This window comes from Spongiibacter thalassae (assembly GCF_012272835.1).
Taxonomy (GTDB): Bacteria; Pseudomonadota; Gammaproteobacteria; order Pseudomonadales; family Spongiibacteraceae; genus Spongiibacter; species Spongiibacter thalassae.
Genome location: NZ_JAAWWK010000001.1, coordinates 130,354 through 142,894 on the forward strand (window position 1 = coordinate 130,354; position 12,541 = coordinate 142,894).

Below are 12,541 nucleotides of genomic sequence, written 5' to 3' on the forward strand. Positions count from 1 at the left end.
TATATGTTATTACAATACAAGATGCTGGGTGTTTGAAACCATTCTGGCTAAATTGGCAATACCTTCAATAGAATCAATTACCGGGAATCTAATACGATGTTTTCTGTGATAAGCAAAGCTGTTGTCTCCCTTTGGGGTATTTGGATGATATGCGTAGGCCTCTATACGATGCTAGAGCCGACTGTAATCATTCAATCGTATGCTGTCGAGCCGATGAATTCCGTTGGTTGGTCTACCCTTAGTGGAAATATCGCTTCGCTTTTGCTTTTGTTGGGCCTTTGCGCATTACTGGGAGTCTGGCGATCAAATATGACCTTTCTTTGGGTGGTCCTTTTGGCAGAAGGCGTCGTGCTGTGTGGTCGAGCTGTTGCAATATGCCAGCACGGTTACCACCAGGATCTAAATGTCTTGCTTGCTGCAGAAATTGCCATAGCCCTATGGCTTGTCATTCATTTGCGAATGCATCCAGCTAAACAGTAACTTTAAATAATAGATGAGTCGCATTGCATCTCGAAGCTCGGGCTGGAGGGCTTTTCAAGCGAACTTTCTACTTGTCAAGTAAGCGAATGTCAGGTTCTCTATACTCTGATTCAAGCGCCGTGCGACTTGAAGCACTAAGGGCGGTTGGCGATAATAGCCGCGAAAGTTGTGTCTAGAAGGTATACCCACTGAACCAGGCGGATAAGTCCCATGCCCAAATCGTTAAATGCAGCGGCTAAAGAAAGCCTGCCCTTTGGTCGCCTGTTGAGATTTTGGCGCGAGACCTTTGAGCTCAGTCAAGAGCAGTTGGCGCTTGCTGTTGACTCATCAACCCGGCATATCAACCGGTTGGAAAACAGTCATGTTCATCCTAGTCTGGATATGGTTGGAAAAATCATAGAAACGTTGTCACTAAGAGAGAGGGATGGGAATTATCTGCTATTGGCGGCGGGTTATAGACCGCAGGTCCGTAAAATGGATTTTAAATCGCCGAACTTAAAATGGTTAAGAAAAGCGATGATTTTGTCATTAAAAGCACTCAACCCTTATCCAAGCATGCTAATGGATGGTGCCTGTAATGTGCTGATGGTCAACAGGGCTTGGCTCGGTCTATTTCAACAATCCATCCCGGATGAAAAACTGAAAAATATCAACAACTACATCGATCTCTTTTTTGAGTATATGGCCACAGAAGTCGACAGTGAAGACTGGGCCGACGCCCAGGCGCTGATGGCCATGTGGCTGCAGCAAGAAGTGATTCTGAACAATGAAGACGAAAGTCGTCGGCGCCTCACTAGAGTAACATCACTGCCGCAGGTGCCTGAAAATTGGAAAAGGCGGGCTGCATCCGTCGATCCTCTTGCCAGCTTTCGAGTAAAGCTGGAGTTCAACGGTCAGCCGACCTATTTCTACAGCGTGGTACAAACCGTCGGTTCTGTCGGCACAGCTGCATATGTATCTGAGCCGAGGCTGAGTATCTGTACCTACTACCCTGTAGATGATATAGATATAAGCTCTCTGGTTGAAAATGACTTGGCTCACCCACTGTTGCAAGAGCTGTAAGCTGACTACTGCTGTAAATTACGCTAATGCTTGCCTCAATGGTGGGGGCGTTACTAAATATTTTTCGCCGGTCTTCATTGCGCTGTACTCTAGCACCGCATCGCGCGTTAACATTTCTTCCAGCGATACCTGGCGTTTGTATGAACTTGCAAACGTTGTCGTTAAACCGGCTAAAACACGCTGCCTCATTCGTTCAACCGTTTCGCTACCTGCAGCGCGCAGGAACGGAAATAACAGCCATCCCGAAACGGTCCAGCCATGACCATAGGATGGCGTTAAAATAGTCGGGCTCATGTCCAGCACACCATAGTGATACATTTTTTTCGGTTGATCTGACCCATAACGCGAATGCTCTGTCATTTTTTTAACAGCTACTCGTTCCATAGCCCTTAAACAAGTATCTATCATCCTGCCCCCGCCAATAGGGTCAAAACCGTAGTAGGCGTCAGTTGCCTCGATAGCATCGCAAAGCTGCTTGGAAAAATCCTTGTCGGAAGAGTTGACTGTATGCTTTGAACCTAAACCCGATAACAACTCTGCTTGTTCCGCTTTGCGAACAATATTGACCAGTGGAATATTATCTTCCTGGCATATTTTATTAAGCATCAGGCCTAAATTAGAGGCGCCCACAGTATGAAGGATGGCTGTCTGCCCCTCCATTTTAGCGTTCTCGACAAATCCCAAGGCCGTCATAGGGTTAACAAATGCCGATGCGCCATCGACTGCCGATATATTACCTAGGGGCAAACACATCATCGCGTCGATAAGCGTATATTCAGAATATGTGGAGCCCGACAGACAGGCGACTCTCTGGCCTATTAAGGCTTGCGCCATTTCGTGTTCACCCGCGGCGACAACTGTACCTGCACCCTCGTTACCAACGGGGAGTCGTAAACCGTGGCGTGCCTTGGAGCCTCTGTAGAAAGGTTCAGGCATATCGGCAACAAACTTTCCGGCTGAATATTCAGCATTAGCGAGATCTGCGCCAAGGGCTAGTAGCCCAAGGTCCGAGGGATTAATCGGTGCCGCTTCCATACGTACCAAGACTTGCTTGCCTGTTGGTTCTTCAAATTGCGTTTCCGAAATCTCTACTGTAAGTTTATGATCCGCCAATGTACTAAAGAGCTGCTTGCCTGTTCTCATAGTATTGCTACCTTGTTCAGAGGTTCCCTAGGGAAGGATTCTTTGGAGATCACGGACAAACTGATCAAGTTGGTCGTGATGCAGCCAATGCCCAGCGTTTTTATATGCAATAACTTCAGCATTGCGAAAATGCGACAAACGCCCGTCGGACTTAGGGTGTGAGGCCCAGCTGTCTTCGCCCCACATTAACCATGTAGGGCAGGTGATAGCCCTCCATATTTCATACAATGCGTCTGAAGGCAAATCGATAGGCGAGATGGCATTAAGGTGATAATCGAACTTCCAGCTATAACTGCCATCTTCGTTTTGGTTGAGAGCATGCCACGTTAAATGCCGCACCTGCTCGTCTGACAGTTGTTGATTTGCCGCTTTCATGCGCTGATAGGCTTCATCTATACTTGAATAGCACTTTGCACCTCTGGAAGCGCTTTTTTGCTTGATTTCTATCCAGTCTCGGAAGCGATCTTGTGGCGGCTTTTCCTCAGCTGCTTTATCTGGTGGGCTGAGCGGTCGCAAACCTTCTATGGCAACCAGTTTTTCGACTTTATCAGGGTAAAGGCCGGCATATCTAAGAGCCATTGCTCCACCCATTGAGTGTGCAACAATTCTTACTTTTTTATCCGCACTTAAGTTTTGGACCAGTTGTGCGATGTCGTATACGAATGCGCTTGTACAGTAGTTTCCGTCGGGAGCCCAAGCGCTATCGCCATGGCCGCGCAAGTCGGGGGCTACCACATGCCAATCATTTCTTAAGCGTTCTGCGACCCAATCCCAGCTGCGGCAGTGATCTTTGCCGCCATGAATCAGGATGAGTAGCGGAGCGTCGGGATTGCCCCAGTCGGTGTAGTGTAGCTTCAAACGCTGTGAAACATAGTATTGGGAAGTAGGGTAAATCAAACTGCTATACCTGTGTATGTAGGGTGTGTGGGTTTAATTGGGCCGATAAGCGGATTAACGTCGCTGTGACAGTGCAGTGGCTTCTCACGGGTATTTTGCCTTTTGCCGAGCGGTGACAAGCGCTCGGCAAAAGGATCTACGGCCTGGCTCACCTATACAAATTCATCTGGTTGAGTTCTCGCTTGTATGGCGGCCTTAAAATATCCAATAGCCACCATCAATCACGAAATCCTGTCCCGTATGCCAGCTGCTGGCGTCGCTCATGATGTAAGCAGCGATGGCGGCGAAATCTGAACCTTGTCCCATTCGTCGCGCAGGTATTCTTGGCATAACTTTCTCAGTAAAAGCCTGGGGGTCATAATTTTCTTTGGTAAGGGCTGATTCTACAAATCCCGGCATAATACTATGTGCCGTCACCCCATGCTTCGCATATTCTACGGCGAGTGACCTGATCATGGCGTTCAAGCCACCTTTTGAGGCGGCATAGTGCTGGCCTCGCGGCTGACCTGCTACTGCAGCAAGGCTTGATGTTCCTACCAAGCGGCCAAATGGGTCGCCGGCTAATGCTCGTTCTCGCATATGTTTTGCGGCACATCGGAATACGTAAAAGGCGCCATTGAGATTGATGTCTAGAACACGGTGCCACTCTTCATCCGGAAACTCATCAAAGCGAGTTTTTTGTAAGCCGTAACCTGCATTCGCAAAACAGCCGTCTATTCTACCATGGTCTTTTACTGCCTGAGCAAACGCTGATTCTACAGCAGCGGCATCCGTGACATCACAAACACGGGCTGTGACTTTAGGGCCATAGGCCGAGAGTTTTTCCAAAGCCGCATCGTTTTTGGCTGCATTGGTACCCCAGATGGCAACTTCGCAACCCTGTTGTAGAAGACCTTCTGCCATGCCCATACCGATGCCGCTGTTGCCACCGGTAATAAGGGCGACCTTACCTGTTAGATCAAACATACAAATATCCTTTAATTTGGAAAACTAAGCTCTTCGCTGGTCTTTCGGCACTATTCGTAATCAGGCTCTTCCCACCAAGGGAAAAAGTCCGGCAGATTTTTAGGGACTGTATCGGGATAGCTTGGTGCTCGCTTTTGCAAAAAGCTGGCGACACCTTCGGCAGAATCCTGTGACTGGCACGACTGAATACACCGCGGCTATCTATCTTGTGCGCCGCCATAGGATGGTCTTCGTTTGGAATACGCCAAATCATATGACGAGTGAGGGCCACGGATACCGGTGCAGTATTGTCCACGATTTCGCGCGCCAGTGATCGGGCAGCGCTTAACAGTTCGTCAGCGGGGTGAATTGAGCGTATTAGGCCACCGGCCAATGCCTCTTCAGGCCCGAAAATTCTACCGGTCATACACCATTCCAGTGCCTGGGCACGGCCAACGATTTTAGGTAAAAACCAGGCACTGGCAGATTCCGGCACAATACCTCGGCGAGCAAACACATAGCCAAATTTGGCTTTTTCGCTGGCAAGCCGCATGTCCATGGCAACAATCATAGAGGCACCGGCGCCGACGGCCGCGCCATTAATGGCGCCAATAATCGGCTTGTTGCATTGGTACATACGCAGGGTTATAAAGCCGCCCCCGTCACGTATGGAAGGGTCACTATAGTTGATGCTGCCATCGGCGTTTCTCGGTATTTCGTATTCAAACGGATTTGAACTATCGCCTGGGCCGGCTGGTTGCGTCAGGTCTGCGCCAGCACAAAAACCGCGACCTTCGCCAGTGACGATAACCGCTCTTACGTCATCATCAGCGTCGACGAGATCCAGCGCTTGAACCATCTCGTCCATCATGAGTACGGTCATTGCGTTCAGCTGATCGGGGCGGTTCAGAGTGATGGTCGCGATATTGTCTTCGACATCATATTTTATGGTTTCGAATTTTGTGGAATTCACTTGTTTTTCCTCAGTGTTAACATCAGTTGCCTGGAGAACCTTCGAAAAGAGGAGGTGGCTCTCGGCGGACACATCAAATATCAGTATTTACTTATTGCCGGGTTTCTGTCGAAAGGAGGCTCTCCGCCACTAATAACCTGGGTTATTAGTTAAAAGTGCAACGCCGAAGGTGCTTGTTTGAGCTCCCCACTTCGGTACCTTCTTTAAAACCCGCGCAGGCGAGCATAACGATCTCGATGAAAAGCCGATGAACCATAGAGGTATTCGGTCACACGTGCGCGTTTTATAAACAGACCTGCATCGTGCTCATCGGTCATGCCGATGCCTCCGTGCAGCTGTATGGTTTCATTGGTAATGTGGTTGAGCGTGTCACCCACCAGGGCTTTTGCCTGGGAGGCTAACAGCGGAATCTCAGTGCTGCCTTCATCAACAGCCAGCAACGCGGCATCGACCACACTGCGTGCCAATTCCAGCTCGATATACATTTTTGCTGCTCGGTGCTGCAGCGCCTGAAAACTGCCAATGAGCTGACCAAACTGCTCTCGAATTTTCAGGTAGTCCAGCGTCATTTCAAAGGCGGCATTGGCACTGCCCAACATTTCGACCGCCAAGCCAATACGCGCGCGATCGAGTATCTGGTCCAGTAAACTGGTAGAGCTATCCCTGGCCACCAATAACGCTTGCTCGGGCACCGCGATAGCATCAAAGGAAATATTGCCATGCTCACGGCTATCGAATATCGCCAACGGCGTAACAGACACACCTTCGGCTGGCAGCAGGAATACGCCAAGTTGGTCGCTAGCTTCGATTTTGGCGCTCACCAGAAACGCGTCAGCGCTATTGGCATCGGCCACACGAATCTTTCTGCCGTTCAATAACCACTGTCCTTCATGCTGTCTGGCTGTTGCGCTCACGCAATGCGGTGCATGATGGTTGCCTTCTTCGGTGGCCAGTGCGACAGTTAACTCACCACTGGCGATCGAGGTTAAACGGCTGCGACTAAAGTCTGTCTGCTCGCAGAGGCTCAGGGCGCTTACGGCGATAAGCCCAGTTGACAACAAGGGCGAAGCCGTCAAGCTACGTCCCATCTGCTCGATGACCAGACTCAGCTCTTGCATGCCCAGGCCACTGCCGCCCAGTTCTTCCGGCACCATAATGCCCGGCCAGCCGAGCTCTACCTGTTCCTGCCACAACTCGCGCCCACTCACATAGGGCTGGCTGTCTCGCTGGTGGCGAAAGTGCGAGATCGGTGCGCTATTCAATACCCAGTCACGGGCACTGTCTTGAAATATTTGCTGACTTTCTCTATCCAGATTCATATCAAATGCTTCCTAGTGCTGTGGATCCGGCAAGCCCAGAATACGCTTGGCGATAATATTCAGGTTCACCTCTGAGGTGCCGCCTTCAATGGAATTCGCCTTCCCCCGTAGCCATACCCTGACTTCCCCTAAAGCTTCCTCAGGAAACTCATCCCCTTGCCAACCCAGGCCCGCGGCCCCCATGGCCTCAATCGCGAGCTCGCCGCGCTGCAGATTGATGTCAGCCATAGCAACTTTCATAACAGAGCTCATGCTGCCCGCATTCGGGTTATCTGCCTCACGTTCCAGGCGCTCGATCAACAAACCCAGCGCGCCGTCCTGGATGGCCTGACGGGCAATACGCGAGCGAAGATCGGGTTCGATCTGACCGTCTGCTGACGACGAGTATTTTTTGGCCAAATCCCACAGCTTAATGTCAAAGGATTTATTTAAATGCTTGCCGACATTTTGTCGCTCGTACTGCAGCAATCGCTTGGCGATACTCCAGCCCGCGTTTTCTTCACCGACTAAATTTTCAGCGGGCACCTTTACATCATCAAAAAAGGTCTGGCAAAACACGGACGAACCGGAAATTAATTTGATCGGCTGACGATCCACTCCTGGGCTATCCAAATCAAACAACAGAAATGAGATGCCCTTGTGCTTGGGGGCGTCAAAGTCGGTACGGACCAAGCAGAAAATCCAATCCGACTGGTCCGCTTCCGAGTTCCAGATTTTGCTTCCGTTGATCAGATAATGATCTCCACGCAATTCGGCTTTTGTGCTCAAACTGGCCAAGTCACTGCCGGCCCCCGGTTCCGAATAACCCTGGCACCAGCGTCTTTTCCCTCTGGCAATGTCAGGGAGAAAACGCTGTTTTTGCTCCTCAGTGCCCAGCTCTAGCAGAACCGGGCCCAACATAAAAATGCCCATACTGAACAAAGGGGTGCGCGCATTGATCTTCTCCATCTCCTGCTCAAGCACCTGAGCCTGCTCAATAGAGAGTCCTGCGCCGCCGTACTGTTCAGGCCACGTGGGTACCGTCCAGCCCTTTTCGATCATGCGATCCAGCCATAATTTAGTGTCAGGGTTGGGGAATTTGGCATTGCGCCCGCCCCAGGGAATCTCACTATCTACCATGGGGGTGCGCATTGAGGCGGGGCAATTCAGCTCCAGCCATTCCCTCACCTCGTCTCGAAACCGTTCTAATTCAGTGGCCATAAAGATACCTGTTTGGATCATTGGTGATCGTTAATCGCTTAAAGGTGCTATGCCTTGTTTATGCTGGGTTCGGCTCTTCAGAATGAGCCTGCAAAGCTACTCATGGTGAAGCAGAATGTAGAGCGGGGCTATGACCTGATAGGTTATGAGACATCGAGCCAAGCGCGAAGCGCTCAGTTCTATTGAGGTCTCAATAAGGTGTTTTGGGGCTTTTTGATGCCGGATGACTATACGGCCTGGGGCTTCGAGGAGTGGAGCAATTTCGTAGCGGCTCCGTTCGCTGTGTTGCCTCCGCAGAGCAAAGAGGACTGTGCTCATATCGCGTTCTTTCTGTGTGCGGAGAACAGTTTACATCGAATCTCCAGGGGGCGAGAGAGTCCCTGCGTTAAGCTGCCTTCATGCAAGCCTGGTTTCGAGTGATCCTGGATACAGAGCTCTGGATGCAGCGCTCATGGCGACAGGGCTCCGGGCGAAAATCCTGGAATGCGTGGTATCGCCGCCAGCGACCGTCGCTAAACTGGCTATACTGGTGGTTGCTTCGGGTGCTAACGGCAACGCCGCACAAATGGCCGCCGCGTGCGCTGGATTGGCGCCGGGATAATAATGACGCTGCCTCGGCAGTGCTGATGCCCGAGGGATTGATCGACGGCACTCTTGCTTGTGAATCAGTGTCTTATCGGTTTTCTGCAAGATTGATGTCTGTGCTTGTTCGCGCCCTGCTAATGTGGGGTTGAGATAAGGGTTGGCCAACGGTTTTGCTTGTGGCGGTGAGTGGCCCCTGAGTATGTATTAAAACAAGCAGTTCTGTGGTCTTGCATGAATAAAATTTCCGCGCTTATGAAGGATTGACGAAATGGCAAACTACCAACCGGTCCACGTACTCGATACTGAGCTGATGGGGCATGAGGATACGATGTATGCCCTGTTTGATCACCTGCGCGAAAACGACCCGGTCAGTTGGGTGGAGCACCCGGACTACCGCCCTTTCTGGAACCTGACCCGTTACGACGACATCAAGTCGATCGGCAATAACAACCGCGAATTTCTCAGCTCTCCGCGCACGATCCTGGCGCCAGTCGAGATGGAGCAACAGTTGGAGGCGCAGTTCGGGAATAAGAACGGTCTCGACACACTGATCCACATGGATGAGCCCAAGCATCTGAAGATGCGTCGAGTCACTCGCGACTGGTTCCTGCCTCGTTCGATCAATAAGTTGGATGCTGAAGTACAGGATTTGAGCAGGGAGTATGTCGATAAGATGCAGGCCTGTGGCGGCCAGTGCGACTTCATCAAGGATCTCACTCTGCTCTATCCGCTGCGGGTTATCATGTCTATATTGGGTCTCCCTCGCGAGAGCGAGGCGACGATGCTCAAACTGACCCAGGAGATATTCGGTCCAGATGATCCGGATTTACAGCGCGACCCGGGGCAGGTTCAGCAGGACTCTCTGGGTACCCTCACCGACTTTAGCAATTACTTCAAGGGTGTGATTGAGGAGCGCAGAAAGCGTCCTGCGGATGACCTCGCCAGCGTACTGGCCAATGCCGAGGTGGATGGTGAGCCCATGAGCGAACTGGACCAGCTCAGCTATTTCATTATTGCCGCCAGTGCTGGGCACGATACCACTGCCGCAGTGCTGGGCGTAGGCATGAAGGCGCTGCTGGACAACCCTCAGCAGCTGGTAAAGTGGCGCGACAACCCGGATCTGGATGATCGCGCAGCGAAGGAATTGATGCGCTGGGTGTCACCGGTTCGGCACATGGTGCGTACCGCGACCTACGATCTGGAACTTCATGGCAAGCAGATCAAGGCCGGAGACAATCTGGTGCTTTGGTTTCCCGCCGCCAATCGCGATCCACGCGCTTTTGACAACCCAAATAAGCTGGATATTACCCGGGACCCGAAAAAGCACTTGGCCTTCGGTTATGGCGCTCACATGTGTCTGGGTATGCATCTGGCCGTGCTGGAGGTGGCGCGCTTCTACCGAGAGCTATTGCCCCGATTGAAGCATATCGAGCTGGCGGGGGAGCCGAAATGGATTCACGCTAATTTTGTCGGCGGCCTGAAATCCCTACCCGTGCGATACGAATTTAACTGAACTGCAATAAGACTTGGCGCTATCGAATATCGGGGCATGGCGTGCTTGATTCGCATAGCAGAGCGCTTGCCTGTTGTGCGTGGCTTGCAGTTGCCGCGTTCATAATTTCTGTCTCATAACTAACTGTTCTGTCTATATATTTTACATGGCGTCTCTATCTATTATGTAATAATATTGTATGGCCATTTAATATAATGTAGCATGGAAAATCTTCGGTGTCTGGGTGTGGCGCAGGTGGTTTTGGGCAAAGAGCTTTGCGCTATCAAGCCATATTCAGTTGGATCGTTAGTGGCACATTGATCCATGGATAAGGCTGTTATGTACGGCTGGGAATTTGGATCTTCTGCATCGCGCTGAACCAAGCAGGATAAAGAGAGCAGCGTAATTTAAATATACGTAATTTACAGAGTGAAGCGAGTAACAATATGAGCAACCTTCTTGTCGAGATTAGCGACTGCATTGCCACCCTGACATTAAATCGTCCCGAGGTGATGAACGCTCTGAATTACGATGTGTTCAAAGAGTTGGAAAGCGCTGTGGCCGACCTGGCTTCCCGCGAGGATGTGGGTTGCGTGATCCTGTGTGGTGCCGGCAGGGCATTTTCATCAGGCCATGATCTGAATGACATTGATGCCGGCGCCGAGGCGGATCACGCCGAGTTCGAGGCCAAGGTGTTGGAGCAATTGGCAGCCCTGCCAATGCCGACTATCGCTCGAGTGCACAAGTATTGTTTCACCGGTGCGCTGGAGTTGATCCTCGCCTGTGACCTGATCTTTATTGATGAGGATACACGTTTGGCAGACACCCACAGTAAATGGGGCCTGAGTCCCGTGTGGGGGATGACGCAGCGTCTGCCGCGCCGCGTTGGTGCCGCCCGTGCCAAGGACATGATGTTCAGTGCTCGCCTTGTGGGTGCACAGGAGGCCTTGGCTATAGGGCTGGTCGAGAAGGTTTGTGCCGTCGACTCGCTGGAAGAGGAGACCCTCGCCTACGCCAGAGAAGTGGCTAACAACAGTAGGTACACCCATCGTGTGTGTAAGGATATTTTGAATCAGACCGACGGCATGGCGCTGGCCCAGGGCCTGTCGTATGAATACGCCAACAGCCCCGGCGCCTGTGACGACGCGAAGGAGCGGGTCGCCAACTTCATCAAAAATCAGAAATAAGCCCGCCCGCGAAGTCCGCCACACGCAATGAGGATATGCAGCAATGAGTGACGAGACACAATCACTTGACGTTTTCCGGCAGAAAGTGGCGAAGTTCCTGGACGAGGAATTGAGCGACCGTATTCGTGAGGGCGGTAAAAAAACCACCAGTATGTTCTCACCCTTTGCGGAGGCAATGGCCTTCCAGCAAGCGCTGCACGCCAAGGGCTGGTCCGGTGTTTCCTGGCCCAGGGAATATGGCGGTACGGGCTGGAGCCTGGCGCAGCAGAATATTTTCCAGGAAGAGTGCCGAGTGAGAGAGCTGCCGTTTTTGTTGCCCAATGGGCTGCAGATGGTGGGGCCGGTGTTAATGAAATTCGGTACCGAGGAGCAGAAACAGCGCTACCTGCCTGGGATTCTCAGCGGCGAAGAGTACTGGGCTCAGGGGTACTCTGAGCCGGGATCCGGCTCTGACCTGGTGTCGCTGAAGTGTCGCGCGGACCGCGACGGCGATGAGTACGTCATCAACGGCAGCAAGATCTGGACAACCTACGCCCACCACTCGAAGCGCATGTTCATGCTGGTGCGCACCGATTTCGACTGCAAGCCCCAGCGCGGCATTACCTTTCTCTTGCTCGATTCGCTGGATTTGCCCGGAATGGAAGTGCGGGAAATCATCGGCTTGGACGGTGTGCCGGAGCAGTGCGAAGTGTTCTTCGACAACGTGCGCGTGCCCATTAGCAACCGCCTGGGCGAAGAAAACGACGGCTGGAGTGTTGCCAAGTACCTGTTGGTGCACGAGCGCGGCTCCAGTCTGTCCATGGGTGTCATCATGGAGAACGAGCTACAACGCATCAGACGCCTGGCGAGTGAGATGGGCGATGGTTTTGGTGGCGTGCTCGTTGACGACTCGGCCTTCCAGCGACGCTTTGCAGACCTGCAGCGCGAAGCGGCCACCGTGGACGCGCTGGAAGATAAGATGTTCCGCATTGACAAAAGCAGCCCGGAATCAGGCCCATACAGCTCCCTGATCAAGATCGCCTGGACGGAAAGCCTGCAACGCTTATGCGAGTTCGCCATCGATGTGTGTGGTTCGGTGTCATTGCCGCTGCAGCTGGCGGCACTGGAAGTGGGTAGCGGTGTAGAGCCGATAGGCCCGGAAGACGCGCTTACTCTGATGCCCAAGTACCTGAATAACCACGCGGCGTCCATCTATGGTGGTAGCAACGAAATTCAGCGAGAAATTATCGCCAAGGCGATTGTGGATGGAAGGAACTGA

Annotated in this window: 11 protein-coding genes; 5 read left to right on the top strand and 6 right to left on the bottom strand. The window is 51.9% G+C overall.

The features are described 5' to 3' along the window. Positions 1-690 precede the first annotated feature (690 nt). A complete protein-coding gene (locus HCU74_RS00560; protein WP_168448454.1) occupies positions 691-1,542 on the top strand; it encodes a helix-turn-helix domain-containing protein in 852 nt (283 codons plus the stop codon). An 18-nt stretch (positions 1,543-1,560) separates the two neighbouring features. On the opposite strand, the gene HCU74_RS00565 is transcribed toward HCU74_RS00560, so the two are convergent. The 6 genes from HCU74_RS00565 to HCU74_RS00590 all read right to left on the bottom strand — a co-directional run bounded on the left by HCU74_RS00565 (position 1,561) and on the right by HCU74_RS00590 (position 8,040). After that, positions 1,561-2,685: an alcohol dehydrogenase catalytic domain-containing protein gene (locus HCU74_RS00565; RefSeq protein ID WP_168448455.1), complete on the bottom strand. Its 1,125-nt coding sequence runs from the start codon at positions 2,683-2,685 to the stop codon at positions 1,561-1,563. Between the two features lie 27 nt (positions 2,686-2,712). Then, entirely contained in the window at positions 2,713-3,582 is an 870-nt protein-coding gene (locus tag HCU74_RS00570) for an alpha/beta fold hydrolase (protein ID WP_210425056.1), read from the bottom strand. 195 nt (positions 3,583-3,777) lie between these two features. Continuing rightward, positions 3,778-4,548: an SDR family NAD(P)-dependent oxidoreductase gene (locus HCU74_RS00575; RefSeq protein ID WP_210425057.1), complete on the bottom strand. Its 771-nt coding sequence runs from the start codon at positions 4,546-4,548 to the stop codon at positions 3,778-3,780. After that, positions 4,541-5,500 carry an enoyl-CoA hydratase-related protein gene (locus HCU74_RS00580; RefSeq protein WP_345889639.1) on the bottom strand — a complete coding sequence of 320 codons (960 nt, stop codon included), beginning with the start codon at positions 5,498-5,500 and terminating at the stop codon, positions 4,541-4,543. Before HCU74_RS00580 ends, HCU74_RS00575 begins: the two co-directional genes overlap by 8 nt. A gap of 203 nt (positions 5,501-5,703) precedes the next feature. Then, entirely contained in the window at positions 5,704-6,819 is a 1,116-nt protein-coding gene (locus HCU74_RS00585) for an acyl-CoA dehydrogenase family protein (RefSeq protein ID WP_168448456.1), read from the bottom strand. 12 nt (positions 6,820-6,831) lie between these two features. Then, positions 6,832-8,040 carry an acyl-CoA dehydrogenase family protein gene (locus tag HCU74_RS00590; protein ID WP_345889640.1) on the bottom strand — a complete coding sequence of 403 codons (1,209 nt, stop codon included), beginning with the start codon at positions 8,038-8,040 and terminating at the stop codon, positions 6,832-6,834. Positions 8,041-8,417: 377 nt separating this feature from the next. Between HCU74_RS00590 and HCU74_RS00595 the strand changes: the two genes are divergently transcribed. The 4 genes from HCU74_RS00595 to HCU74_RS00610 all read left to right on the top strand — a co-directional run bounded on the left by HCU74_RS00595 (position 8,418) and on the right by HCU74_RS00610 (position 12,541). Then, positions 8,418-8,753 (top strand): hypothetical protein, encoded by a 336-nt coding sequence (locus HCU74_RS00595; protein WP_168448458.1) that lies wholly within the window; start codon positions 8,418-8,420, stop codon positions 8,751-8,753. Positions 8,754-8,872: 119 nt separating this feature from the next. Continuing rightward, on the top strand, positions 8,873-10,117 hold the full coding sequence (locus HCU74_RS00600) for a cytochrome P450 (RefSeq protein WP_246864386.1): 1,245 nt from the start codon (positions 8,873-8,875) through the stop codon (positions 10,115-10,117). Positions 10,118-10,542: 425 nt separating this feature from the next. Continuing rightward, positions 10,543-11,283, top strand: coding sequence for an enoyl-CoA hydratase/isomerase family protein (locus HCU74_RS00605; RefSeq protein WP_168448459.1), 741 nt, complete (start codon positions 10,543-10,545; stop codon positions 11,281-11,283). Between the two features lie 43 nt (positions 11,284-11,326). Next, on the top strand, positions 11,327-12,541 hold the full coding sequence (locus HCU74_RS00610; protein WP_168448460.1) for an acyl-CoA dehydrogenase family protein: 1,215 nt from the start codon (positions 11,327-11,329) through the stop codon (positions 12,539-12,541).

Coding starts and splice junctions, on each gene's coding strand:
- HCU74_RS00560 (WP_168448454.1), top strand. CDS start 691: ATGCCCAAATCGTTAAATGCAGCGGCTAAAGAAAGCCTGCCCTTTGGT.
- HCU74_RS00565 (WP_168448455.1), bottom strand. CDS start 2,685: ATGAGAACAGGCAAGCAGCTCTTTAGTACATTGGCGGATCATAAACTT.
- HCU74_RS00575 (WP_210425057.1), bottom strand. CDS start 4,548: ATGTTTGATCTAACAGGTAAGGTCGCCCTTATTACCGGTGGCAACAGC.
- HCU74_RS00585 (WP_168448456.1), bottom strand. CDS start 6,819: ATGAATCTGGATAGAGAAAGTCAGCAAATATTTCAAGACAGTGCCCGT.
- HCU74_RS00590 (WP_345889640.1), bottom strand. CDS start 8,040: ATGATCCAAACAGGTATCTTTATGGCCACTGAATTAGAACGGTTTCGA.
- HCU74_RS00595 (WP_168448458.1), top strand. CDS start 8,418: ATGCAAGCCTGGTTTCGAGTGATCCTGGATACAGAGCTCTGGATGCAG.
- HCU74_RS00600 (WP_246864386.1), top strand. CDS start 8,873: ATGGCAAACTACCAACCGGTCCACGTACTCGATACTGAGCTGATGGGG.
- HCU74_RS00605 (WP_168448459.1), top strand. CDS start 10,543: ATGAGCAACCTTCTTGTCGAGATTAGCGACTGCATTGCCACCCTGACA.
- HCU74_RS00610 (WP_168448460.1), top strand. CDS start 11,327: ATGAGTGACGAGACACAATCACTTGACGTTTTCCGGCAGAAAGTGGCG.